Consider the following 25,258-nt stretch of genomic DNA (forward strand, 5'->3'; position numbering starts at 1 on the left):
CAAACAGGGATTCCAAGAGCGCTGCGCAACATATGGATGCCCAGCGCGTCGTGCAGGTCGATGGTTTGACCGTGCAGTTCAAAACGCCGGATCGCGTTGTCAAAGCCGTGCGCGATGTGTCGTTTCATGTCGACCGTGGCGAAACGCTCGCTATTGTTGGCGAGTCGGGCTCCGGAAAATCCGTGACGTCGTTGGCGTTGATGCGTTTGGTAGAGTACGGCGGTGGCCGCATCGTGAATGGCGAGATGCGCTTGCGTCGCCGCGATGGCAGTGTGTTGGACTTGACCCGCGCTAGCGATACAGTGCTGGAGCGAGTGCGCGGTGCCGACGTAGCGATGATTTTCCAAGAGCCGATGACCTCGCTGAATCCCAGCTTTACGGCAGGTTCGCAGATCGCCGAGGCGTTGCAACTGCACCAGGGGCTGGACAGTGCCGGCGCTCGCGCCGAGACATTACGCATGCTCGAGCGCGTCCGTATTCCCGAGGCACGCGCCATTCTCGATCGCTATCCGCATCAGCTATCCGGCGGGATGCGTCAACGTGTCATGATCGCAATGGCGCTGTCGTGCAAACCGCAGTTGTTGATCGCAGACGAACCGACCACGGCGCTGGATGTGACCATTCAAGCACAGATCCTGCAATTGATCCGTCAATTGCAGGAGGAAATGGACATGGGGGTGATTTTCATCACGCACGACATGGGCGTGGTGGCTGAGGTCGCCGATCGTGTGCTGGTCATGTACCGTGGCGACAAGGTCGAGGAGGGCGGCTCGGACGAGATCTTCGCCGCGCCGCGCCATGCCTATACGCGCGCCTTGCTGTCTGCCGTGCCGCGTTTGGGCGCGATGAAGGGCACGGACGAGCCGGCGCCATTTCCGCTATTGCAGGTGACGGATGCCGGGCGTACTGCCGGCGCGAAAGCGAATGCACAAGCTATCGCGGGCGCGATGGCCGCAGACGAGGACACGTCGGTGGCGGGCACGGTTCCCGTGAGCGATGCTAATCGTGCGGCGAACCTCAGGAGCGCCGCGGATGCCCCTGCGACGTCGTCTTTGGCCGAGGTCCCGCAGAGCACGGTACGCCGCGACAACGGCCCCGTCTTGCGCGTAAAGGACTTGGTCACTCGTTTCGACATCACCGGTGGTATTTTCGGTCGTGTGCAGAAAAGGGTGCACGCCGTGGAACGCGTCAGTTTCGATCTCTATCCGGGCGAGACTTTGGCCTTGGTAGGCGAGTCAGGCTGCGGCAAGACCACGACAGGCCGCTCGCTGCTGCAACTGGTGAAGAGCCAAGGCGGCAGTATCGAGTTCGATGGTCAGGATATCGGCAGCCTGCGCGGCGCGGCCATGCAGACTTTGCGGCGCCACATTCAGTTCATTTTTCAGGATCCCTTTGCCTCGCTGGACCCGCGCATGACCGTGGGCTATTCGATCATGGAGCCTTTGCTGATTCATGATGTGGCCAAAGGCAAGGCGGCGCAAGAGCGCGTGCGCTGGCTGATGGACAAATGCGGGTTGATGCCCGAGATGATTGACCGCTATCCGCACGAATTTTCCGGCGGCCAGCGTCAACGCATCTGCATTGCCCGTGCGTTGGCGTTGAATCCGAAGGTGATCGTGGCGGACGAGTCGGTGTCGGCGCTGGATGTGTCGATTCAGGCTCAGATCGTCAATCTCTTGCTCGATCTGCAACGCGAGCTGGGGATATCGCTGCTGTTCATCTCGCATGATATGGCGGTGGTTGAGCGCATCAGCCATCGTGTGGCGGTGATGTATCTGGGGCAGATCGTCGAGATCGGCCCGCGTCGAGCGATCTTTGAAAATCCGCAGCATCCGTATACGCGCAAGCTGATGGACGCTGTGCCTATCGCAGATCCGCAACGCCGCCATCGCGAGCGTTCATTGCTCGTTGATGAGATTCCCAGTCCGGTGCGTCGGGTGGGGGATGATCCTGTCGTGGCGCCGCTGGTGGCAGTGGGCGAGGGGCATTTTGTCGCTCGTCATGCTGTGGGGGTGTATGCGGGATAGGGGGTGAGTTGTTGGCGTAGATCTTCTCTGTGAAGACGTCGCTGTCGGTGCCTGGAAGCCTTACCGGGCCTATCGCCGCGACCAGGACAACCAGGGGCCTCGGCCCGCTTCGCGGGCTAAATCGCGGCTCTACGGCCCGGTAAGGCTTCCAGGCACCGACAGCGACTCACGAGAGCGGCATGCTTAGGGTGCTGGTTGCCGGCTGTTTCAGTTCTTTTTGTCCGAAAATCTGCTTAGTTGGACGTGGCGCCTCGTTTTTGGCTTACGGCGCAGCATTATCCGCGATTTCGCTATTTACTGATTACGGAGTCGTGTGTATGCCTAAGGTCTTCGGGACGATCGTCCCCCGCAATGAGCATGATTACTTCGCTGCGCGTCATTCGACGCGGCGCTTTGGAGGTACAACATTATCAGCCGCCATACTAGGTGTTGCGTTTGCATCGGCCGCTGCTCCCGTTGGTGCAGAGACGTCTGGACAGGAAGGGGGCAGATTGTCTGCGCTTACAAACGGGGCGCGTACGATGGTAGGGTGGGGACATGCTGGGGTACGGCATGTTTGGGATAATGCGCCCACAAAGGAGAATGCCATCCCTTATTTCGCGGGTGCCATTGCGGGCGGGGGCGTTTCCATTGCGAAGCACATGGCCGTTCGGGCTCTAGGAAGCAATCATCCCTACGTGACGGGAGTGGCTAGCGTCCCCGTTTTACATTATGTCGTGGATCCTTTGATCAACACTGCGCTGTCATATGGAGAGGCGCCAGCGGCTTTTCATGAAGGCTTCGCCGTGGGGCAGAGCGCCGTTGCTTTCGGCTCTCTGGCTGTCGATCTTTACGCTGCTGCCGGTGCGGTCAAACAAGGTCTTCAGGGGGGGCCGCAGCGTCCCGACCCTCAGGACTATGCGCGTGCTCAGAATAAACTCGCCGCTGAGAAGGTTGGACTCGCAAGTGCTGAGAGCAGATACGAGGCAGCTCAGAGGGTTGAGGCGGTGGTGTATGGTGGTGGCGGCGGTCGCCGTGTGGCCGACGCTACGCTCGTCCTAGATAACGCTCGGAACGCTGTCAAGGCTGCCGAGCAGGATTTTAGTCTGCTCCACCAAAAGAACTTGGCTGTGGACGCATGGGAGCAGCGGGTCACGCCGACTACTGCAATGTCTACGTTCCCCGCGGATGCGCATGGAATTGCGCGGACTGAGACCGGATATGCCGGCCTGTGGTGGGCCGCAGGAAAGGCCGTCAGTGTACCTCTTGAGTGGATGGGCATATGGGCGGCCCAGGAGAACGTTGAGGACGAGAGCGATAAAGAAGCCAAGTTGCCCGGTGGGCCCAGCGGTACGAGTCAACCGCCTTCGGCGTCCACGATGCCAACGCTGTTGGCGCAGGATGCCGCAAAGGATGGCGAGGCGGCAACAGTCGCGGGCGGCGAAAACCTCGATCAAGGTGGCCCCCAAAAGGCGTACGACGGGACGGATCCTGATGCGTCCGATCTGAGCGCAGGGGGGGATAACCCCGCTCCCAAGCATGAAGGCCCGCGAGTATCTGAGCGAACGGCGGGAGATCAAAGTGCGATGAAGGATCGCGATTCAGGAATCGAAGAGCAGAAAGTAAAAGCACAACAATCGGAAGCACTGCTGACAGAAGAACGATCGGCAGAGAAAGGGCCGGCAGAGGAACAGACGGGCGCAAAGCAAGTCACAGAGGGGCCAACCGATGACGAGCAATCCAAAACGCCGCAAGCCGACGCCGCCGAGATATTGAAGCAGCCTGAGGCGCCTGTGGTGACGTTGGAGGCATCCCCGCCCGTCCATCAAACTGCCATCCGACCGGCTGCCGGCTCATACAACAGCAACGCCTGGGCAGCCAACACGATGTTTCAGATGAATCTGAGTGATCGTCTCAACAGCTATTACAAAGACGAATCCAGTCCGGACGCAGGCAATGCATGGATCCGATACAGTGGCTCGAGCATCCGTCAGCGAGACGATTCGGATCAGCTGTACACCAAGGGCGACAAGAACGCTGTCATGATGGGCGTGGACATGTTCATGCCCTCTACCAGCGGCCGCGATCGATTCACGATGGGTGTGATGGGGGGGCTATGGTCACTATACGGGCCGCACGCATTCGGATAGCTTCGACTATACGAGCGTGGGCAGAGTCGATGGCTACAGTGTGGGTCTGTATGGTACTTATCTACAAGATGTCGGCGCGCAGCAGGGGCTGTTCGTAGATAGCTGGTTGCTGTGGAACCGGTTCAAAAACAACGTTAAAGGCGGGGATCTGCCGAGAGAGAACTACGTCTCAAAGGGCGTCACCGCGTCGTTGGAGTTGGGATACAACTTCAATCTCGCCGAGCGCAATAACGTGAAATATGTGGTGCAACCCCATGCACAGGCTGTTTATCAAAATGTGCGTGCCCACGATTTCCGCGAAGCCGACGGCACTCGTGTGGATTTTCTCAACGGCTCGCGTGTGCAAACGGCCGTCGGGGTGCGCGCCGCCGCGCATATCTCCACCGGATTGACGTCTGTCGTCACCCCGCATATCGAAGTCAATTGGCTGCATTCGACCAAAGGCTATGGTGTGCGACTGGATGACGCCGGCTCCGATATGAATGGCGGACGGAATGCCGGCCAACTGAAATTGGGCGTACAAGGCGATCTCAATCGTCAGGTATCGCTCAATATCGAGCTGTTCCACAATCAGGGCAATGGCGGTTATCGTGAGACGGGGGGCAACCTGGTCGCAAAGTATCGCTACTGATGCGCTGCGTCTAGGCGATTATTGATGGCCGGGAACTGGGAAAGCAAGCGGGCCAACGATGTTTTTTCGGCCATTTCTGACGCCTGACCGCCCCAGTTCCCCGCTAGCGTTAGATCCAACGGGTATGATTAGCCCTTTTTCAAAACGGGCGTCTCCCGTTGGATGTCACCATGGCCCTACGCGCAACGATCTATAAAGCTGACCTACACGTAGCCGACACTGATCGGCATTATTACGGTAGTCATGCCTTGACGATCGCACGGCATCCGTCAGAGACGGACGAGCGCATGATGGTGCGCTTATTGGCATTCGGATTGCACGCTCAAGAAGGCCTGGCCTTCACCAAGGGTTTGAGCGAAACAGATGAACCCGATGTATGGTTGAAGGACCTGACTGGCGCCATCGATTTGTGGATCGAAGTCGGCCAGCCTGACGAACGCCGCATTCTGAAAGCCTGCGGCCGTGCCGGACAAGTCATCGTCTATTGCTACGGTGGTCATGCCAGCACCGTGTGGTGGGACGGCGTACGCAACAAACTCGAACGCGCCCGCAACCTGCGCGTCGTACATTTACCGGCCGCGCAGACCCGCGAACTCGGCGAATTGGCCGAACGTACGATGGATGTGCACGTCAACATACAAGACAGCGCCGTCTTTGTGTCTGCAGACAAAGGGCAGGTGACCGTCGAGCCCGAAATCTGGCGTTAGATCGTTTTCCGTGGGATGGCACGGCTCCGGGATTCGTACGAGATGCTGATCTGCAGAGCAGCGCCGATCTGAGCGACTGCTTGGGCCACCAACCAGCCTGCTGAATCGCTACTTGGCCGAACCTTGTTCCGCGATTCGCCAAAAACCCGGCAAAAAGCATTCGGCGACCAACAGCGGCTGCCCATATCGCCAAAATACCGAACGCCGCGCCCACAGCGCACCGTTGTCTCCCTCGGCCTGTACGCGTCGCGCTGTCGCATAAAACGGTACGGGCGAAGCCAGTCTGCGGCATACAAAGGGCGAACGTTGAATCGTGCGATCGTGATAAAGCATGTCCGCCAACGGCCGCGTGCGCAGCCGGCGTATCCCTTGCCACACGCCATGAGAGGCAGCCAATGGCGTCAGACTGCGCGCCACCACGCTGTCCACACCGTCCACGGACATCAGAATTTCCCGTACCCAAACAGGACACGCTACCTCAAGACCCATACCACGAGCCTCATCCAGTGGGACCCCGTCGGCATATTCGTTCAATACACGCAAATCCATTTTGCCCAACTGCCGCAACCCGGCCGTCAAGGCGCCGGGACGCATCAACCAGTATTTATGAGCAGGGGTCAACGAAGGCGCAACCGTAGGCTGCCAACCAGCGGCGAGAGGAAGAAAGGCTGTCATAGCCGCTATTATGCCAAGTCTGTCCGCAACAGATTAAACCCCGGCCCTCACTGTTCCAGACAAAAGCACCAAATTCGATGTATCTCAAGGCATGCCTACACCGAGAGTTTCTGCCGCGTGCCCAGTGCCGCGCCGGCCCGTAGATCGGAGGGCAGCCCCGCGCAGCGGGGCCGAGGCCGCCTGGTGTTGCGGCCGAGCCGTAGTGATAGGGCCGGCGTGGCACTGGGCGCGTGGCAGAAACGGTTTAAGAACGCCACCACGCTGACCAGAACCAGACCCTGAACCTGTCCTGAGCTCCTTCGGCCTAAAATACCCCCTTCGCTACACGCCCACATCACCAGTCGCGTAGCAGACCACCAAGGCATATGGAAAAAGTACGAATCTCAAAGCTGATGTCCGAGCGCGGCCTATGCTCGCGGCGCGAGGCCGATAGTTATATTGAGCGCGGTTGGGTCAAAGTCGACGGCGTCGTCGTATCCGAGCTCGGCGCCAAAGCCTATCCCGGCCAGGTCATCACCCTGGAACGCGCCGCCCAGGCGCAGCAGACCTCTCGCGTCACCATCCTGATCAACAAACCCGTCGGCTATGTATCGGGCCAGGCCGAAAAAGGCTATACCCCCGCCGTTGCCTTGATCGATGCCCGTTCGCGCGACGCCAATGACCGCTCGCCGCTGCGATTTTCACGGGCCCATCTGCAGGGCCTCGCTGTCGCAGGCCGGCTGGATATCGATTCCCAAGGCCTGCTCGTGCTGACCCAGGACGGCCGCATCGCTCGTCAGCTCATCGGCGAGGACTCCGACGTAGACAAGGAATATCTCGTACGCGTGCAGGGGCGTCTGGACGAGCGTGGGCTGGCGCTGCTGAATCACGGCCTATCGCTCGATGGCAAGCCGCTGCGTCCCGCCCAGGTCCGCTGGCAAAACGACGACCAACTCTGTTTTATCCTGCGCGAGGGCAAAAAACGCCAGATCCGCCGCATGTGCGAACTGGTGGGCTTGCGGGTCGTGGGACTGAAACGCGTGCGTATCGGCCGAGTCAGACTGGGCAATCTGCCGCAAGGGCAGTGGCGATATTTGCGGGACGACGAGCGCTTTTAAAAGCCAAATATGTGACAGCTGTTTCAGCCGATTACTCGCCTTAATTTAAATTAATAAGTCCGCGCTATCCTGCGCTACGAGTTTGCCGTCGCGTAGTCTTTCCATCAGGAACTCGATGAAAATTCGAGTTTTGGCGGGCAGCAGTCGTGTGTCGGTGACAGCATGGACCGGAAACGGTCCCGCCTGCCAGTCAGGCAGGACGCGTTGCAAGCGTTGTTCTTCGACGTCCTGAAAGACGCTTTGTGTCGGGCCCAGAATGGCAATGCCGGCGCCTAGCGACGCCAGGCTGCGCACCATGGCCATGCTGTTGACGGAAAAGCGGTTGCTGGGCGTGATCTCGATGCGTTCGTCCCCGCGCGACAGCGGCCATCGTGTCACACGGCTATTGTCGGCGCGGAACTCGATGCATTCGTGGCTGGTCAAGTCACTCGGGTGTTTTGGAGTGCCGTGGCGCTTCAGGTATTCCGGCGACGCGTACAGATAGGCCGATAGCCGTCCTAACAGGCGCGCAATCTGGGTGGAATCGGGCAGGGCGCCGATCTCGATGGAAATGTCGCATGTCTGGAATACCCGCCCGGCATGCTCGGGACTGGCCAGATCTAGATAAAAGGTGACTTCAGGATAGCGTTGAGAAAATTCCAGAAAGGCTTCTGCAAGAAAATCTGTGCCAAAATCGGCCGGCATATTGACCCGCAATGGCCCCGAGGGCGTTTCGACCAGTTTTTGCAGCTCTTCGTGAGCGATCTGAGCTTCCGAAACAATGCGTTGGCACCGCGCAAAATACAGCTCGCCCGCCTCGGTCAGTTGCACTTTGCGTGTGGTGCGACTGAGCAACTGCAGCCCCAACGAGCGTTCCAGCTCGGCTACCTGACGGGACAGGGTTGATTTTGGAATTCCCAGATTGTTGGCAGCGCGGCCGAAATTGCAGGTTTTGGCGACTTCGACAAAGAGTTCCATGCCTTGCAGGCGTTTCATGGGCGTAGCCCTTAATCACGTTGGAGCACAGATTATTCCATATATGGGATGATGTTTTCGCTTTTTCCTACTTTGTTTCTGAATTGGGATAAAGCAAAATACCGCGTTGCGCAGTGCAACATAGGGGTACTGCGCAGTGGCACTTGTGAATCAGTAAATCAGGGCTGCGAGCACCACGCCGAAAGGGATGGTGCGGGCACGTTATAGCTCGGAAAGGATGGTATGAACTACAACGGAATGCGGCGTGGCGCCGCTGTTTTGACCCTCGCAGCGACCGCGCTGGCGTTGGCGGCCTGCAGCAAGACTGCAGAAGCACCCGCGGGAGGCAAGCCACAAGTCAGCGTCGTGACCTTGGCGACGCGTCCGGTGGTGTTGACGACCGAATTGCCTGGCCGCACCTCGGCCTACAGAGTGGCGGAAGTCCGCCCGCAGGTCAACGGCATCATCAAGAAGCGTTTGTTCACCGAGGGCGGCGAGGTCAAGGCCGACCAGCAGCTCTATCAGATCGATCCTGCGTTGTACCAAGCCAGCCTTGATAGTCAGCAGGCCGCATTGGCGCGCGCTCAGGCTCAGTTGAAGACGGCCAATCTGCTGGTGCAGCGCTACAAGCCGCTGACGGAAACGCGAGCGGTGAGCCGCCAGACCTATGATGATGCTGTGGCGGCGCGTGATCAAGCTGCCGCCGACGTGCAGTCGGCCAAGGCCGCACTGGAGACGGCGCGAATCAATCTGGTGTACACCAAGGTCCTGTCGCCCATCGAGGGCATCATCGGCCGCTCGTCTGTCACGGAGGGCGCGTTGGTGACGGCCAATCAGACGGCGGCATTGGCCTCGGTGCAGCAGATCGATCCCATCTATGTGGATGTGACGCAATCCAGCGTCGAATTGCTGCGCTTGCGCAATGCGATCGAGAGCGGACTGCTCCAACGAGACATGAGCAAGGATTCCGCTCGCGTGTCGCTGGTGCTGTCCAACGGCCAAAACTATGGCGTGGAAGGCACGCTGGAGTTTTCCGAGATCACGGTCGACGAGAGCACCGACTCGGTGACCTTGCGTGCGGTGTTCCCCAATCCCGATCACAAACTGCTGCCCGGCATGTTCGTGCGCGCCCGCATCCTCGAGGGTACGGCGACGCAGGCGCTGTTGGTGCCGCAGCGCGGCGTGACGCGTAATCAGCGTGGCCAACCGACGTCTTTGGTGGTGAATGCCGAGAACAAGGTCGAGCTGCGTGTGTTGAAAACCGATCGTACGGTGGGCGACCAATGGCTGGTCACCGATGGCCTGAAGGCCGGTGACAAAGTCATCGTCGAGGGCTTGCAAAGCGTACAGCCGGGTGTCGAAGTGACTGCCAAAGAATTCGAGGCGAAACCGGCGACTGCCGCCGCGTCGCCGTCTGCAGCCCCCGCCGCCGCGGCCAAGTAAGGAGCCCGCATGGCCAAGTTTTTTATTGATCGGCCGGTCTTCGCCTGGGTCATTGCCATCTGCTTGATGCTGGCCGGGATTCTGTCGATCCTGAACCTACCGATAGCGCAATATCCGAATATTGCTCCGCCGGCCATCAGCATCCAGGTGACTTACCCGGGGGCGTCGGCCCAGACGGTGCAGGACAGTGTGGTGCAGGTCATCGAACAGCAGATGAACGGCATCGATAACCTGAGCTACATCACGTCGGAAAGTAACTCTGACGGCAGCATGACCATCACCCTGACGTTCACGCAGGGCACCGACCCGGATACGGCACAGGTGCAGGTGCAGAACAAGCTGGCCGTGGCGCAACCGCTGTTGCCTCAAGAGGTGCAGCAGCAAGGGATACGCGTCACCAAGGCGACCAAGAACTTCCTGATTTTTGCCGGCTTCATCTCGACCGATGGCAGCATGGCCAAGGAAGACTTGGCCAACTATGTCGCGGCCAACGTGCAGGATCCGATCAGCCGTACACAGGGTGTGGGGGATTTCCAGTTGTTCGGCTCGCAATACGCGATGCGGATCTGGCTGGACCCCGCCAAATTGCTGAACTTCAGCTTGACGACCAGCGATGTGGTCAACGCCATCGAAGAACAGAACGTGCAGGTGTCGTCCGGCTCGCTCGGTGGTTTGCCCTCGGTGCGCGGCCAGCAGTTGAACGCCACCATCATCGGCCCGACGCGTCTGCAGACGGCCGAAGAGTTCGGCGAGATTTTGCTGAAGGTCAATAGCAACGGGTCGCAGGTGCGCCTGCGTGACGTTGCAACGGTATCGCTGGGTGCGCAGAGCTATTCCATCGACAGCTACTACAACGGGACGCCCGCTACGGGTCTGGGTATCAAGCTGGCCCCAGGGGCGAACGCGCTCGACACGGTCGAGGCCGTGCGCCACACGATCAATACGCTCAAGCCGTATTTCCCGCCCGGCATGGAGGTGGTGTATCCGTATGACACATCGCCGTTCGTGTCGCTGTCGATCGAGAGTGTGATTCACACGCTGATCGAAGCCATCATTCTCGTGTTCCTGGTGATGTATCTGTTCCTGCAGAACTTCCGGGCGACCTTGATTCCGACCTTGGCAGTGCCCGTGGTGCTGTTAGGCACGTTTGCCGTGTTGGCGATGTTCGGCTATTCCATCAACACGCTGACCATGTTCGGCATGGTGTTGGCCATCGGCTTGCTGGTGGACGATGCCATCGTGGTGGTGGAAAACGTCGAGCGTTTGATGGCCGAGGAGGGCTTGTCGCCCAAGCAGGCTACACGTAAATCGATGAGCCAGATCACGGGCGCGCTGGTAGGTATTGCCCTGGTGTTGTCGGCGGTGTTTGTGCCGATGGCCTTTTTTGGCGGATCGACGGGCGTGATTTATCGGCAGTTCTCGATCACCATTGTGGCGGCGATGACCTTGTCGGTGTTGGTGGCCATCGTGTTTACCCCCGCGTTGTGCGCGACGATGCTCAAGCGCATCCCCAAAGGACATCACGGCGCCAAGACGGGCTTTTTCGGCTGGTTCAACCGGATGTTCGATCGCTCGACCACCGGCTACGCCAATTCGGTCGCTCGCGGTCTGGGCCGCACCAAGCGCTTGATGCTGATCTATCTGCTGCTTGTGTTGATCATGGGCTGGCTGTTCACGCGTATTCCGACCTCGTTCCTGCCTGAAGAAGACCAGGGCATTCTGTTCGTTCAGGTCCAGGCCCCGACGGGCTCCACCGCCGAGCGTACGAGCGAGACGGTACGTGAGGCGACGCGCTACCTCCTGGAAGACGAAAAAGACGTCGTCACCTCGGTGTTTGCGGTGCACGGCTTCAGCTTTGGCGGCCGCGGCCAGAACTCGGCCATCATGTTCGTCAAACTGCGTGACTGGGCGGATCGCCCCAACGCCGAGCAAAAGGTGGGCGCATTGGCGCAGCGAGCCAACGCGTTTTTTGCCACGCACTTGCATGACGCTCGTGTAGCTGCGTTTGCCCCGCCTGCGGTGATGGAGCTGGGTAACGCTTCAGGCTTTGACTTCCAGTTGATGGATCAGGCCGGGCTGGGGCATGAAAAGCTGGCCGAGGCGCGGGACAAGTTCCTGGCCGAAGCCGCAAAAAGTCCCATTCTGGTGGGTACGCGTCTGAACGGGATGGTCGATCAGCCGCAGTATCAACTGAACATTGACCGCGAAAAAGCCCGTGCCTTGGGCGTTGCCGTGTCGGACATCAACAGCACGCTGTCGACGGCGTGGGGAAGCTCCTATGTGAACGACTTCCTGGATCGTGGGCGTGTGAAACGGGTCTACGTACAGGGTCAGGCCGACTCGCGCATGCTGCCCGAGGACCTGAAGAAATGGTACGTACGCAATTCGAGCGGCGAGATGGTGCCTTTCTCGTCCTTCTCGTCGGCGGAGTGGGTGTTCGGCCCGCCGCGCCTGGATCGTTTCAACGGTGTGGCGTCGTTCAACATTCAGGGGAATCCGGCGCCGGGCTATAGCTCGGGCGAGGCGATGGCGGAAATGGAACGCATCGCGTCGACCATGCCGACCGGTGTGGGCTATCAATGGACGGGCCTGTCGTTTGAGGAACGCCTGTCGGGGTCGCAAGCGCCTGCGCTGTATGCGATCTCGCTGCTGGTGGTGTTCCTGTGCCTGGCCGCGTTGTACGAGAGTTGGGCGATTCCGACATCGGTGATGCTGGCCGTACCGTTGGGCGTGATTGGTGTGCTGGTTGCGACCTTGTTGCGTGGCTTGTCCAACGACGTGTATTTCCAGGTGGGGCTATTGACGACAGTGGGCTTGAGCGCCAAGAACGCCATTCTGATTGTGGAGTTCGCCAAGGCGCACTATGAAGAAGGGGCAAGCCTGGTCGAGGCCGCCGTGCATGCGGCGCGCCAACGTCTGCGTCCTATCTTGATGACGTCGCTGGCGTTCATCCTGGGCGTCGTGCCACTGGCCATTTCGAATGGCGCAGGCTCGGGTAGCCAACACGCCATTGGTACGGGTGTGATTGGCGGCATGTTGGCAGGCACCTTCCTGGCCATTCTCTTTGTGCCGGCTTTCTTTGTCGTGATGTTGCGTGTGTTCAAGATCAAGCGCTTGAGCGAGCGGCGTGACGAGGATGATGACGAGCCGCAAGACGATAACCGCGCGTTGCCGCACTCGGCATCGACCCAGCCTGGGGAGCAACCGCAATGATGAACTTTAGAATGCGTTTATCTTTTTTGACGGCGACGCTGGCGACTGCCTTGGCTGGTTGCTCGCTGGCGCCGACTTACGAGCGTCCCGAGGCGCCGGTGAGCGCCGCTTATCCCACGGGCGAAGCCTATACGCAAACAGGCCAATCCCAAGGCACTGCGCGAGGTCCCGTGGCCGATATCGGCTGGCGTGATTTCTATTCGGATCCGCTGTTGCAAAAGCTGATCTCGATGGCGCTGACGGCCAATCGTGATTTGCGCGTTGCGGCGTTGAACGTCGAAGAGGCCCGCGCGCAATACCGCATTCAGCGAGCCGACTTGCTGCCTGGTGTGGGTGTCGGCGGCGACGGTTCGGTACAGCGCTTGCCTGCGGATCTGAGCAGCACGGGCAGCAGCAATATCACCCGTTCCTATCAGGTCGGCGGCACGGCGTCATGGGAACTGGATCTGTTTGGCCGCATCCGCAGTCTGAGCGACCAGGCATTGGAAACCTATCTGGCGCAGGACGAGACGCGTATCGCCACGCAGTTGTCGTTGATTTCCGAAACGGCGATCGCGTATCTGACGTTGCGCGCGGATCAGGAACTGCTGAGCCTGACGCAGTCGACGCTGACGTCGCAGCAGGATTCATACCAGTTGACAAAACAGAGTTATGACGCTGGTGTGGCAACGGAGCTGGATCTGAGCCAGGCCGAGGTGTCACTGCGTACGGCACAGCGTGATCTGTCGACGTATACGCGACTGGTGGCGCAAGCTCGCAACGCATTGGTGTTGTTGGTGGGGCAGCCTTTGCCGGATGATGTGGTGGCGCAGTTGAATCAGGCCAGGACCTTGCCCGACGGCATCGTGCCGGAGACCTTGCCGGCTGGATTGCCTTCGGATTTGTTGGCGCGACGTCCTGATATCCGGGCCGCGGAGCATCAACTGAAGGCCGCTAACGCCTATATCGGCGCTGCGCGCGCTGCGTTTTTCCCGACTATCAGTTTGACGGGTAGCGCAGGCACGGCCAGTTCCAGCCTGGGCGGTCTGTTCGACGCGGGGTCGGGGGCATGGAGTTTCGCGCCGTCGATCACGATGCCGATTTTTGCTGGCGGCTCGTTATGGGCAGGGTTGGATGTCGCAAAGGTGCGCAAGAACATCCAGATCGCGACCTACGAGCAAACCATCCAGACGGCGTTCCGCGAGGTGGCTGACGCCTTGGCGGGCCAGGGCACCTACCAAACGCAGATCGTGGCACAGCAGCAGCTGGTAGCGGCGTATCAGCGTGCCTATGATTTGTCGCGGCAGCGTTTTGACCAAGGCGTGGATGATTATTTGAGCGTCCTGGATTCGCAGCGCTCGCTGTTCGCCGCACAGCAGGTGTTGGTGGAAACGCGTTTGTCCAGGCTGTCTAATCTGATCACGCTGTATCAGGTGCTGGGCGGCGGTTGGACCGAGAAAACGGTTGCTGCGCAGGATGTTGGCACGGCGGCTGCTGCACAAGGTAGCGCTACGCCAGCGGTTAAATAAGTATCAGCGGTAAAAACGAAACGGGCGGCTCTTGCTCAAGAGCCGCCCGTTTCTTTTTGCTTTATGCGCATCAAGCAACAACGCGCAAAAAACAATCTGTCGATCGTCGGAGGGCGACGCGGCATGTGCGCGTCGCCGCTGACCTTTCCCGCGCTTTTCAGCCGCGTTTTTTAGCGATCAGGCCGACCACGAACAGGACGATGATGGCGCCAACTACGGAACCGATCCAGCCCGCGGGCTCGCCCGGAGCATACCAACCCATCGACTGGCCTAGAAAGCCGGCGACGACAGAACCCACAATCCCGAGAATCGTCGTAAAGATGATCCCCATGGACTGATCTCCAGGCATGATGGCGCGGGCAATCAGACCCACGACAAAGCCAACGATGATCATGATGATAATGCTCATTCGCACACTCCTGTTAGGCGATGGGTAAACGCTCTGATGATACTCACCGTAGGCGACTGCGGTGTAACAACTCGTATTCAGGGTGTTTGTACAACAACACCGTGCGGTTGTCACATCTGTGTGGCATTCGCCACGGTGTTCAGGGGCGTGAAAATCGCTCGGCTCGGGTCGAACCCGTACTGGTGTTCGAATTGTGTTGCGTCCGTTGCCAGCGCCAATACCGATGCCAGAATGAAATCGACCTTGGCATCCGGTAGCAGGACGCTGAGATTCAACCTGGTGAAGCCCGGTTTTTCGAGTTCGCGGCCATCGAGAATGGCTAGGCGCATGCGGGCGGATTCGTCGGCGCCGATGTCGAGCAGTTCATGCACGTAGGGCCCGGCGCAGGCGCATCCGCCGCGGGCCTGAATACCGAATCGGTCACTCAGCATGCGGGTGATCAATTGCTGGTGGACAAAGCCGCCTTGGCCATTACGTACCCGGAACGAGAAAATCGGCAAGCGTTCGGCGGTCAGAGAACCGAGCAGTTCGATCTGCGGCACGCCTTGCCATGTTGCCAGTGCGCGCTGCACCAAGGTGGCCTGACGTTGTTGCAGGAACGAGGCGCCGATGGCCTCTTTGACCAGGACTGCGAGTGCGGCACGGATGTCGCCGATGACGTTGGGCGTACCGGCTTCTTCGCGGGATTCGAGGCTGTCGCTGTAGTCGTGGTTCAGCGGCGATACGAATTTGACGGTACCGCCGCCTGGCCATGTGGGGGTGGTGTTCAGGACCGCGTCGCGCCGCACGATCAGGACGCCCGAGGCGCCAGGACCGCCAACGAACTTATGAGGAGAAAAGACGATCGCGTCGATGGGGGCATCGGCGGCGGGCGACAACTGTACGGGCAGATAAGGTGCGCCGCCGGCATAGTCCCATAGCATTTTTGCACCAGCTTTTTTTACTCGGCGCGTAATGGCGGCGACGTCGGCGACAATGCCCGTCACGTTCGAGGCGGCCGACAGTGCGCAGATGACCAAGGCATCGTCGTGGGTTTTCAGGGCGGCGTCCAGCTCATTCAGATCGGGACCGCCTTGCGGGCTTTCGGCGAGCACGATGAGTTCGGCGCCGGATTCACGCCAGGGCAAAATGTTCGAATGATGTTCGTAGGGGCCGATGATGACGCGGACTTTTTTTCCGGCCTTGATGGCTGCATCGACGCCGAACAAATGGACCAATCGGTTGATACCCGCTGTTGCGCCCGAGCCGGCGAAAATCACCGCATGTTCGGCAGTGGCGCCGCAGCAGCGCGCGATGGCGGCGCGAGCTTCGCGACGCAGGCGGGTGATGAATCCGCCGCAATACGAGGCCTCGGTATGCGAGTTGGCGTAATAGGGCAGGACTTTTTCGAGTACGAAGCGCTCGACTTGCATGAGCGCCCGGCCTGAAGCGACATAGTCGGCGTAAATCAGCGGTTTGGGGCCGTAAGGGCCTTGGACGATTGCGTCCTGGCCGATAAGCCCGTCAGCCAGGCGGGCAATGACGTCGCCGGTGTTGAGATCTGCTTGAAATCGCTGCAACAGGCCCAGTGTGGCGGGTGTTGCGACTGTGTGGGTATCCATCTATGCCGTCTTTGTGGTCATGCCGAAGGTGTCCAAATATCATACGATGGAAAGAAAATTGAAACATCACCTAAATTTTCCGAAAAATCGCCAATTTTGGGTCGTATGATCTGATTCATGGAAAAAATAGATAAATTTGATATGGCTATCGTCTCTTGCCTGCAAAGGGACGGCGCGTTGTCGCAGCGCGAGCTGGCGGATCGTGTGGGGTTGTCGCAAAACGCGTGTTGGAGACGGCTGCAGCGCTTACATAGCTGCGGCATCATTCGCGGCACGCGCGCGCAGGTGAATGTGGTCGAATTGGGCTTCGACCTGACGGTATTCGTGATGATAAGGACCAGCCGCCATTCCAAGGATTGGGCCGATGCGTTTCGTCAGCACGTGGATCAGTTGCCCGAGGTGACCGAGTTTTATCGCATCGGGGGCGACTGGGATTATTTGATCAAGGTGGTCTGCCGGGGCATGGCGGGGTACGACCGTTTTTATCAGCGGCTGATTACGGGGTTTGAGCTGGCGACGGTGACCGGGTTTTTCAGTATGGAGGCCATCATCGACAACCGGCCGCTGGATTTGCGGTCTATGGAGGGCTGAGCGCCTCAGCGAGTCAGTTCGACTAACTGTCGCATGTCCTTGACGATGTCAGCGGTGCTCTCGGTGTCTGAAGCGAGCAGGCGGGCTTTGCCGGTGTTGTCGAATATATAGACGCCGCGGCTATGCCTGACGTCGTAGATTTCGGCGGAATCTCCCGGCCGCGGTTTTTCGATTTGATAGGCGACGCGATAACGACGGGCGAGATCGGCGATCTGTTTTTCGGTGCCGGTGACGCCGATGGCCTGCTTGTTGAAGGCATCGACGTAGGCCTGCAGTTTGTCGGGTGTGTCGCGGTGGGGGTCAACGCTGACGAACAGAATACGTACGTTTTGGGCGTCGTCGCCAAGTTGTTCGAGGACGGCGGTAAGTTGCGCCATGGTGGTGGGACAGATGTCGGGGCAACTGGCGTAGCCGAAAAACAGCATGACGGTCTTGCCTTTCAGGTCTTCGCTGGAGACAGTTTTTCCGCCTGCGCCGGGCAATTGAAATTGCAGGTCTGGCAGGTGGCCTTTGACGTCGTAGAGGGTCCAGTTGACGGCTCGATCTCCGCAGGCGGCGAGCAGGGTGCAGGTGGCTAGCAGCAGAGCACGCCAGAGGCGGCGGGTGAGAATGGCAGGCATGTGGTGTCGTGACGCTGATGCGATGTGGCACGGGAATGGCCTGATTCTAGCTTGAGGGGGATTTTGGCGTTCTTGGTGATGGAAACAGGGGCTCTTGAGCCGTTTATCGTGGCCAGCCGCAGCGAGGTCTTCAAGGCGTTTTATCGGGCGTTGAAGGCCAGGGGACTGGCCGCCACCGAAGCTTTTGTCATTCCGGCGCGCAAGCTATTCGCCCGTATATTGCCGCAATGATGGATCGCGTCGCCGTTTACAGACCTTCGGCTTTTAGCGCGGCTTGCACGCCTTTGTCGGCGTCCATGCGGCTCGAGAATTCCGTCAGGTTGTTCAGGCCGGATAGGTCGATGTTTTTGGCCTTTGCCCAGCGCAGGACGACGTAGAGGTAGGGGTCGGCGATGGTGGGGGCCTTGCCTGCCAGGTAGGGCTTGTCCGCGAGTTGGGTGTTCAGGATGGTGAACAGGTTGCGCAGAATGGCAGCGGCGGAGGTGCTGAGCTCTTTTTGCGCGGCTTCGCTGGCGACGAAACGCTGCGGGCCGAAGACCAGCGAGAAGGTGCGGTGCAGGTCGGAGTTGATGAATCCGAGCCAGCGGCGGACTTCTGCGCGGGATTGGGCGGTGCCGTCGCCCAGCAGGTTCAACTGCGGGGCTTGTTCGGCCAGGTATTCCAGGATGGAGGCATTCTGGGTCAGCGTGTAATCGCCGTCGGTCAGGACGGGCACGGCACCCATGGGGTTGATGCTCAGGAATTCGGGTTGTTTCAGCGCGTCGCGCGCGATGGCCTGTGTCTCGTACGGCTTGCCGACCCATTCGAGGACAATGTGGGCAGCTAGCGAGCAGGCGCCGGGCATGTAGTACAGTTTCATGGTGTGCTGTTCTCCATTAGAACGACATGGCATATTCAAGTTGCCATTCGTGCTTGGTATGGTACGCCAGTCTGACATCCTCCCTCCACCTGATTCATCGAGAGACCCTATGCCGGATTCGTACTGCCGTTTCTTCCCGAAAACTCCCCTGCGTACTGTGCCGTTGCTGCCCGCAAGGTCCGCTGCCTTGGCTGCTGCCGCGTTGACTGCGACGTTCTGGGCGACTGTCCCTGCTGTGTCGCAGGCACAAGCACAAACTCAAGTGTCTATCGAGGCGCCTGCTTTTACCGAGGGCAAGGTGCAGGTAACGACTGTGGTCGAGGGCCTGGAGCATCCGTGGGGGTTGGCGTTCTTGCCGGACGGCGGCATGCTGGTGACCGAGCGCGCAGGCCGGTTGCGCGTTGTGAATGCGCAAGGGGTGCTGTCCGTGCCCTTGCAGGGAATTCCCAAGGTGTATGCGTCGGGGCAGGGTGGTTTGCTGGATGTGGTCTTGTCGCCCGACTTTGGCAATGACCGTTTAGTGTATTTGTCTTATGCCGAAGCGGGCGAGGATGGCAAGGCAGGCACGGCTGTCGGGCGTGGCCGTCTGGCCAAGGACGCGCGCGGCCTGGAGGATTTCCAGGTTATTTTCCGCCAACAGCCGAAGCTTTCTACGGGGCAGCATTTCGGCGGCCGTTTGGTGTTTGATGGCGACGGTTTGTTGTTTATTGCTTTGGGCGAGAACAACCAGCGTCCTACTGCGCAGGATCTGGACAAGCTGCAAGGCAAGATCGTGCGGATTGCCGCCGACGGCTCGATTCCCAAGGACAATCCGTTTGTGGGCCGCGCGAATGTGCGTCCCGAGATCTGGACGTATGGGATGCGTAATCCGCAGGGGATGGCGCTGAATCCGTGGACGGGCGAGTTGTGGGAACACGAGCACGGCCCGCGCGGCGGTGATGAGATCAATATCATCAAACCCGGTCAAAACTACGGCTGGCCGTTGGCGACGTACGGGATTAATTATTCGGGATTCGCGATCCCGGAAGCCAAGGGTAAAACGCTCGACGGCGGACAGGGGCCGGTGTATTGGTGGAAGAAGTCGCCCGCGATCAGCGGCATGGCCTTTTATACGGCGGATCGTTTTCCTGCGTGGAAGGATTCGCTATTCATTGGTGCATTGGGCGCGCAGGCGTTGATTCGCCTGCAGTTCAAAGACGGAAAAATCGTTGGAGAAGAACGCCTGCTGGACGATCTGAGCGCCCGCATCCGTGATGTGCGGCAGGGACCCGACGGCTATGTCTATGTGTTGACGGATGCGGGCGATGGCAAGCTATTGCGGGTGGCTCCGTCGGGCGCAGGCTCTTAAGCCGAACGCCAGGCTGCCCACGCTACCAAGGCCCATGCGGCCAGAAAGGCCACACCGCCTATCGGCGTGATCGGGCCCAGCCAGCGCGCACCGGTGAGCGCCAACAGATACAGGCTGCCGCTGAATAGGACGATGCCGGCAAACATGAGAATCCCGGCGGTCGAGAACAGGCTGGAGCCGAAATGGGCGGCTAGCAACGCAACGACGAACAAGCCCACCGCATGGATCAGGTGATACAGGACACCGGTTTGCCAGACGGCAAGCAGGTCGGCGCTGATCATTTGTTTGAGGCCATGGGCGCCAAATGCGCCGGCGCCGACGGCGGCGATCATGTTCAGGGCGGCGAGGATGATGAGTTGGCGTTCGGTCACGGGCATATCCTTTTGATCAAGCGAAGGTGCAATAGGCCTGCATTATCCACGCGAATGGCCGGATTACGCCGGCAGGTGTGCCAACCATTTTTTGCGTGGCGGCAAGCGGGCATTATTGCGGGGCGGCGGCCGGACATTACACACGCGATTGGGCGGTGCGCCGGATCAGCGTGGATTTGCCGAACAGGCTTTGCACCAGTTCGGTTGCCAGCATCGCAGTTTTATTGCGGATGTCCAGCGCCGGGTTGAGTTCGACAATGTCCAGCGATCCCAGGCATCCGGTGTCGGCAATCATCTCCATGCACAGTTGTGCTTCGCGATAGGTGGGGCCGCCGGGAATGCTGGTGGCAACGGCAGGTGCGATTTCGGGGTCGAGAAAATCTACGTCGAAGCTGACGTGCAAGTGGGTATGAGGTGTGAGATCCGCTAATGCGGCCTCCATGACGGACCGCATACCGATCTCGTCGATGGTGCGCATGTCATAGACTTCGATGCCGGCGTCGGCGATCAGGTTTTTCTCTCCCTCGTCCACGCTGCGTATGCCGATTTGGCGGATCCATTCGGGATGCAGCGCCGGATTTTGGCCGGAGAGAGTGGTCAATGGCTCCGGCCCTTGGCCGCACAGGCACGCCACAGGCATGCCGTGCAGATTGCCAGAGGGCGTCAGCGCCTGGGTGTTGAAGTCGGTATGTGCGTCCAGCCACAGCACGCGCAGTGGTTTGCCAGCGTGATGGCAGTGCCGGGCGACCGCGCTGATGGAACCCATGCCGAGGCAATGATCGCCGCCCAGCGTGATAGGCAGCCGGCTGCGCTGCAGTTCGGCGTAGACCGCGTCGTGCAGGGTTTGATTCCAAGCAATCACCTCTGTCAGATGCCGATAGCCATTGTCCGGCGGCAGCATGGGATTCGCTGGGCCAATCAAATTGCCGGCATCTTCCACGTCGTATCCCAATGCCTGTAAGGCAGGGCCGAGCCCCGCTACACGCAATGCCTCTGGCCCCATGGAGGCTCCGCGCGAGCCTGCGCCGATATCGGTGGGCACGCCGATCATTGTCAGTGCACGGACGGCAGGGGGCGGATTGGATATCAGCACAGAGCAGGCCTCGTAGTTTGGGGCAACGAAGAACATGATGTTGCGATCTGCCGCCTATGCAGAATGACGGCGGTCCCCGACAACATCCGCATAGCGCGCCAGCGGTTGCCACGATTGCGTTGACCCCTATTATCTGCTGAAGTCAACACGGGCGAAACCAATCGAATCGATCTCCTCGCTGGCGCTACACGTCTATAACAAGTAACATCCGTAGCCCGAAGCCGCCTCTGCGGCCGCGCCACGTTGTTTTCACCGGATTCCATGCACTTCAAAGACCAGATCTTCCTCGCTAGCCAATACGCTGCGCCGCACCATTTGGTGTCGCGCCTGATGGGGTTGGCCTCCGATTGCCGCACGCCTGCGGTCAAAAACTGGATGATCTCGCGTTTCGTGCGTCGCTATGGGGTGGATATGACCGAGGCGCTGGTCGAGGATCCGCTGGCGTACGACACGTTCAATCAGTTCTTTACGCGCGCGTTAAAGCCCGATGCCCGTCCGTTGGACGCCGAGCCGCACAGCATTCTGTGTCCGGCCGACGGTGCGATCAGTCAGCTGGGACGTATTGAACATGGCCGTATTTTTCAGGCCAAGGGACATTCCTACAGCCTGACTGCATTGCTGGGCGGCGATTCGGCCCGCGCGGCGGAATTCATGGGCGGTGATTTCGCGACGGTGTATCTGTCGCCGCGCGATTATCACCGCGTGCATATGCCGTGTGACGGCACCTTGCGCGAGATGGTGCATGTGCCGGGGCGACTGTTTTCGGTCAATCCCCTGACTGCCAGCCACGTGCCTGAGTTGTTTGCGCGTAATGAGCGGGTGGTCTGTTTATTCGACACGGAATATGGCCCGATGGCCATGGTGCTGGTAGGCGCGATGATCGTCGCGTCGATCGAAACGGTCTGGGCCGGGCTGGTGACCCCGCACAAGCGCAAGGTGCGTTCAGTGCGCTACGACGAGTCCGCCCGTACGCCGATCCACTTGGCCAAAGGGGCGGAGATGGGGCGTTTCCTGCTGGGGTCCACCGTGATTGTCCTGTTTGGGCCCAATCGCGTGCGCTGGACGGACACACCCTCGGTACGTGGTCCGGTGCGCATGGGCGAATTGCTGGCATTGCCCAATTAAGGGCTGCCAATCGCTCGCGCAACGCCCTACCACGGAAAATCGATCAAATCACCGTATAGCTGGCGCAGCTTGGCTTTTACCTCGGGCGATTGCTGATAGATCTTGATGAACTGCAGCAGCCGCGGATCTTGTGCATGCTCAGGCGTGGTCACCCAGCGAATGGCATAGCGGCGCACGTTGTCCGCATCCGTGTTGTCGAACGCCAAGCCGTCTTTTTCGTCGATGCCGGCGTGCTTGGCAAACGTGGTGTAGGTGACCGAGGCGGTCACGTCATCAAACGTGCGCGCGGATTGCGAGCCCTCGACTTGAATGAAGTTCAATTGCTTCGGGTTCGCGACGATATCCTGCAACGAGGCCTGGTGATCCGTACCGGGACGCAAGCTGATCAAGCCCATCGACTGCAATAGCAGCAGCGCCCGGCCCGTGTTGACCGGGTCATTCGGGATGGCGATCTTTGCGCCTTGGGGAATAGGGTCGCCGCGCTTGAGCTTCTTTGAAAACAGGCCGATCGTGGTCGAATATCCATAGGCGATCGGCGTCAGTTTTGTGCCGCGGCTCTGATTGAACAGTTGCAGAAACGGCGCGTGCTGAAAGAAATTGGCGTCCAGCGCACCCTCGGCAACGCCGGTATTCGGCATGACCCAATCGCTGAACTCGACCAGCTTGACCTCGATGCCTTGTTTGGCGGCTTCGGCGATGGCGATCTCGGTGGCTTGATTGGCTACGCTGGGAATCACGCCGATGCGCAGAGGCTTGTCCTGCGCTGCCTGAGCGCCGCCTGCCAGCATCACGGCGCTGAGCAAGCCAACCAAGGAAAATGTCAAGAAACGATTCATCGCGCGACGCCTATCCAATACCGTCATCGGAAAAGCGCCATTGTGCCGCAGGCAGGCTTGTTTTTGAGGGATGCCCCTGGCGTCGAGTGGGGCTCCCCTTTGCGATGGCGGCGGTACTACGGTTTGCCTGTGGCCAGCAGTGCCACCAGATGCGGCAGGGTAGTTTGCGGCGCAGTGTCGTTCGCGCCTTGTTTGAAGAGCTGCTCGATGGCGTCGGCCGCGCCATGGGCGGCACCCGTTTCCTCGGCCATGGTGGTGTAGTAACCCAGGTCCTTATGCGCATTGGACAAGGAAAAACGCATGCCCGAATCGTCGCCGGATTCGATAAAGGGGCGCAGGCGCTCGAGTGCGACACCGGCGCCGCCGCCTTTGGCCAGGACGTCGATCAGGACGGGGGCATCGATGCCGGCGCGTTGGGCGCAGGCGGCAGCCTCTGCGATGACGGCGGCGCAGCCCAGCGAGACATAGTTATGGATCAGTTTCATGCGGTGGCCGGCACCGATCGCACCGACGTGGGTGATGTTCTCGGCATAGCAGCGCAGTAGCGGCAGGCACCGGTCGAACAAGGCGGGATCACCGCCCACCAGCAGATTCAGCCGGCCTTCGGCCGCCTCTTTGGGCGTGCGGGTCATGGGCGCATCCAGGAACAGGCCGCCAGCCTCGGTGATGGCTAGGGCGATGCGCTCGGTCGACGATGGGATGGCTGTGGAGCAATCAATTACGATGGTGCCGGGCCGCAGGCCTTGGAGCAGGCCATCGGGACTGAACAAGACATCTTCGATCTGCGGCGTGCCAGTGACGCAGAGGATGACTACGTTGGACTGCCGGGCGACCTGCGCAGGGCTGGCGACTTTGGCCGCGCCGGCGGCCAGCAGCTGGTCGACCGGCTGATTGCCAGGGTGATCCAGCAGTACCAAGGGGTAGCCATGTTTGATGATATTGCTGGCAATGCCGTGGCCCATGAGGCCTACGCCGATCATGCCTACAGTGTCTTTCCCGGTATTCATCAACGAATTCACTTAACGAAAAGCCCCGATATTCTTGCCGAGGACAGCTAGACTGCAAAAAACGGTGACAGAACAACTGTCTGTTCCGCACAGGGTAAATGACGAATATCGATCATACAAGTTACGAAAATTTAAGTTTTTTGTAAGAAATGCCGTCAGGTTATGTTCAGGTTGCTGTAAGAAATGCTAAAACAACGCTTTGACGATTAATACCAACACGGAGATTGCATGCTCGAGTTTTTGCAGACCCTTAGCTGGGCCGCAGTGTTTCAGATCATTCTTATCGACATCCTATTGGGTGGCGACAATGCCGTGGTTATTGCACTGGCCTGCCGCAACCTGCCGCCGAAACAGCGCATGCAGGGCATTTTGTGGGGCACCGCCGGGGCTATTGGCCTGCGGGTAGTGCTGATCGCTTTTGCGTTGACCCTGTTGACGATTCCTTACCTGAAGATTATTGGCGCGCTGCTGCTGTTGTGGGTGGGTATCAAACTGTTGATCCCCGAGGAAGACGCCCATGGCAACATCCAGGGCAGTGCGTCCGTGTGGGCCGCAGTCAAGACCATCATCGTGGCTGACTTTGTGATGAGCCTGGACAACGTGATCGCGATTGCGGGCGCGGCCCAAATGGCTGACCCGTCGCATCAGATCGGTCTGGTGATCTTTGGTCTGGTGGTGAGCGTACCCATCATCATCTGGGGCAGCACGCTGGTGCTGAAACTGATCGACCGTTATCCGCTGGTCGTCACGTTCGGCGCGGCCTTGCTGGGCTGGATCGCGGGTGGCATGCTGGTGACCGATGTGGTTGTGGTCGAGCGCTTCGGCGAGATCTCCGGCACGGTCAAGATCGCGGCGGAAGTCATCGGTGCCTTGCTGGTGGTGGGCCTGGGCCGCTTGTTCGCGGCTCGTAAAAAGGCCAATAGCGCGGCCCCGCAGGTCAGCAGCCAAGAAGGCTGATCGCATCATCTAGTGTGTTAGCCACTGAGGGAGGCCAGCTGCAAAGCTGAGCCTCCC

At 59.6% G+C, this 25,258-nt stretch carries 23 protein-coding genes; 13 read left to right on the forward strand and 10 right to left on the reverse strand.

The features are described from left to right. Positions 1–32 precede the first annotated feature (32 nt). The 4 genes from CAL20_RS25775 to CAL20_RS10615 all read left to right on the forward strand — a co-directional run bounded on the left by CAL20_RS25775 (position 33) and on the right by CAL20_RS10615 (position 5,494). Positions 33–2,027 (forward strand): dipeptide ABC transporter ATP-binding protein, encoded by a 1,995-nt coding sequence (locus CAL20_RS25775; protein ID WP_254924041.1) that lies wholly within the window; start codon positions 33–35, stop codon positions 2,025–2,027. A gap of 1,148 nt (positions 2,028–3,175) precedes the next feature. Then, positions 3,176–4,156 (forward strand): autotransporter outer membrane beta-barrel domain-containing protein, encoded by a 981-nt coding sequence (locus CAL20_RS25600; RefSeq protein WP_179266653.1) that lies wholly within the window; start codon positions 3,176–3,178, stop codon positions 4,154–4,156. A gap of 16 nt (positions 4,157–4,172) precedes the next feature. Next, positions 4,173–4,787, forward strand: a complete 615-nt coding sequence (locus tag CAL20_RS10610) for an autotransporter outer membrane beta-barrel domain-containing protein (RefSeq protein ID WP_094837837.1) — start codon at positions 4,173–4,175, stop codon at positions 4,785–4,787. Positions 4,788–4,957: 170 nt separating this feature from the next. Beyond that, positions 4,958–5,494 carry a YaeQ family protein gene (locus CAL20_RS10615; RefSeq protein WP_094820978.1) on the forward strand — a complete coding sequence of 179 codons (537 nt, stop codon included), beginning with the start codon at positions 4,958–4,960 and terminating at the stop codon, positions 5,492–5,494. Positions 5,495–5,602: 108 nt separating this feature from the next. Here the strand turns inward: CAL20_RS10615 and CAL20_RS10620 are convergent, their stop codons facing one another. Beyond that, positions 5,603–6,169: a chorismate--pyruvate lyase family protein gene (locus CAL20_RS10620; protein ID WP_094820979.1), complete on the reverse strand. Its 567-nt coding sequence runs from the start codon at positions 6,167–6,169 to the stop codon at positions 5,603–5,605. Positions 6,170–6,534: 365 nt separating this feature from the next. On the opposite strand from CAL20_RS10620, the gene CAL20_RS10625 reads away from it, so the two are divergent. After that, entirely contained in the window at positions 6,535–7,266 is a 732-nt protein-coding gene (locus CAL20_RS10625; RefSeq protein ID WP_094820980.1) for a pseudouridine synthase, read from the forward strand. Between the two features lie 45 nt (positions 7,267–7,311). Here the strand turns inward: CAL20_RS10625 and CAL20_RS10630 are convergent, their stop codons facing one another. Continuing rightward, on the reverse strand, positions 7,312–8,241 hold the full coding sequence (locus tag CAL20_RS10630; protein ID WP_254924004.1) for a LysR family transcriptional regulator: 930 nt from the start codon (positions 8,239–8,241) through the stop codon (positions 7,312–7,314). Between the two features lie 237 nt (positions 8,242–8,478). On the opposite strand from CAL20_RS10630, the gene CAL20_RS10635 reads away from it, so the two are divergent. Genes CAL20_RS10635 through adeC form a run of 3 tightly spaced genes read left to right on the forward strand, consistent with a single transcriptional unit; the run spans position 8,479 to position 14,384 of the window. Further along, positions 8,479–9,663 (forward strand): efflux RND transporter periplasmic adaptor subunit, encoded by a 1,185-nt coding sequence (locus CAL20_RS10635; RefSeq protein WP_094821389.1) that lies wholly within the window; start codon positions 8,479–8,481, stop codon positions 9,661–9,663. Positions 9,664–9,672: 9 nt separating this feature from the next. After that, on the forward strand, positions 9,673–12,876 hold the full coding sequence (locus CAL20_RS10640) for an efflux RND transporter permease subunit (protein ID WP_094837838.1): 3,204 nt from the start codon (positions 9,673–9,675) through the stop codon (positions 12,874–12,876). Continuing rightward, positions 12,876–14,384: an AdeC/AdeK/OprM family multidrug efflux complex outer membrane factor gene (adeC, locus tag CAL20_RS10645; protein ID WP_094837839.1), complete on the forward strand. Its 1,509-nt coding sequence runs from the start codon at positions 12,876–12,878 to the stop codon at positions 14,382–14,384. The genes CAL20_RS10640 and adeC overlap by 1 nt, the downstream gene beginning before the upstream one ends. Positions 14,385–14,541: 157 nt before the next feature. Here the strand turns inward: adeC and CAL20_RS10650 are convergent, their stop codons facing one another. Beyond that, the gene (locus CAL20_RS10650) at positions 14,542–14,793 is read right to left on the reverse strand and encodes a GlsB/YeaQ/YmgE family stress response membrane protein (protein WP_094820982.1); all 252 of its coding nucleotides are present in this window, start codon (positions 14,791–14,793) and stop codon (positions 14,542–14,544) included. Positions 14,794–14,903: 110 nt separating this feature from the next. After that, on the reverse strand, positions 14,904–16,394 hold the full coding sequence (locus CAL20_RS10655) for an aminotransferase class V-fold PLP-dependent enzyme (protein ID WP_094837840.1): 1,491 nt from the start codon (positions 16,392–16,394) through the stop codon (positions 14,904–14,906). Positions 16,395–16,511: 117 nt separating this feature from the next. Here CAL20_RS10655 and CAL20_RS10660 point away from each other — a divergent pair, with 117 nt between their 5' ends. After that, on the forward strand, positions 16,512–16,985 hold the full coding sequence (locus CAL20_RS10660; RefSeq protein WP_094820984.1) for an Lrp/AsnC family transcriptional regulator: 474 nt from the start codon (positions 16,512–16,514) through the stop codon (positions 16,983–16,985). 5 nt (positions 16,986–16,990) lie between these two features. Here CAL20_RS10660 and CAL20_RS10665 read toward each other — a convergent pair whose 3' ends face one another. After that, a complete protein-coding gene (locus tag CAL20_RS10665) occupies positions 16,991–17,605 on the reverse strand; it encodes an SCO family protein (RefSeq protein ID WP_094820985.1) in 615 nt (204 codons plus the stop codon). Between the two features lie 78 nt (positions 17,606–17,683). Here CAL20_RS10665 and CAL20_RS25605 point away from each other — a divergent pair, with 78 nt between their 5' ends. Next, positions 17,684–17,836 (forward strand): hypothetical protein, encoded by a 153-nt coding sequence (locus tag CAL20_RS25605; protein ID WP_179266654.1) that lies wholly within the window; start codon positions 17,684–17,686, stop codon positions 17,834–17,836. Between the two features lie 16 nt (positions 17,837–17,852). Here the strand turns inward: CAL20_RS25605 and CAL20_RS10670 are convergent, their stop codons facing one another. Further along, positions 17,853–18,464, reverse strand: a complete 612-nt coding sequence (locus CAL20_RS10670; protein WP_094820987.1) for a glutathione S-transferase family protein — start codon at positions 18,462–18,464, stop codon at positions 17,853–17,855. A gap of 109 nt (positions 18,465–18,573) precedes the next feature. On the opposite strand from CAL20_RS10670, the gene CAL20_RS10675 reads away from it, so the two are divergent. Continuing rightward, entirely contained in the window at positions 18,574–19,812 is a 1,239-nt protein-coding gene (locus CAL20_RS10675; protein WP_094837841.1) for a PQQ-dependent sugar dehydrogenase, read from the forward strand. On the opposite strand, the gene CAL20_RS10680 is transcribed toward CAL20_RS10675, so the two are convergent. Both CAL20_RS10680 and rocF read right to left on the reverse strand, forming a co-directional pair. Then, on the reverse strand, positions 19,809–20,183 hold the full coding sequence (locus CAL20_RS10680) for a DUF423 domain-containing protein (protein ID WP_094821391.1): 375 nt from the start codon (positions 20,181–20,183) through the stop codon (positions 19,809–19,811). The two genes, CAL20_RS10675 and CAL20_RS10680, sit on opposite strands and share 4 nt — an antisense overlap. A 136-nt stretch (positions 20,184–20,319) precedes the next feature. Further along, a complete protein-coding gene (gene rocF / locus CAL20_RS10685; protein WP_256981547.1) occupies positions 20,320–21,234 on the reverse strand; it encodes an arginase in 915 nt (304 codons plus the stop codon). A gap of 303 nt (positions 21,235–21,537) precedes the next feature. Here rocF and asd point away from each other — a divergent pair, with 303 nt between their 5' ends. Next, positions 21,538–22,401 carry an archaetidylserine decarboxylase gene (gene asd, locus CAL20_RS10690; protein ID WP_094820989.1) on the forward strand — a complete coding sequence of 288 codons (864 nt, stop codon included), beginning with the start codon at positions 21,538–21,540 and terminating at the stop codon, positions 22,399–22,401. A 26-nt stretch (positions 22,402–22,427) separates the two neighbouring features. Here asd and CAL20_RS10695 read toward each other — a convergent pair whose 3' ends face one another. Then, positions 22,428–23,237: a MetQ/NlpA family ABC transporter substrate-binding protein gene (locus tag CAL20_RS10695; RefSeq protein ID WP_094837843.1), complete on the reverse strand. Its 810-nt coding sequence runs from the start codon at positions 23,235–23,237 to the stop codon at positions 22,428–22,430. 116 nt (positions 23,238–23,353) lie between these two features. Next, entirely contained in the window at positions 23,354–24,244 is an 891-nt protein-coding gene (locus CAL20_RS10700) for an NAD(P)-dependent oxidoreductase (protein WP_094837844.1), read from the reverse strand. A 228-nt stretch (positions 24,245–24,472) separates the two neighbouring features. Between CAL20_RS10700 and CAL20_RS10705 the strand changes: the two genes are divergently transcribed. Further along, positions 24,473–25,201, forward strand: coding sequence for a TerC family protein (locus CAL20_RS10705; protein ID WP_094837845.1), 729 nt, complete (start codon positions 24,473–24,475; stop codon positions 25,199–25,201). Positions 25,202–25,258 lie beyond the last annotated feature (57 nt).

The sequence above is a fragment of the Bordetella genomosp. 4 genome (genome assembly GCF_002261185.1).
GTDB lineage: Bacteria > Pseudomonadota > Gammaproteobacteria > Burkholderiales > Burkholderiaceae_B > Bordetella_A.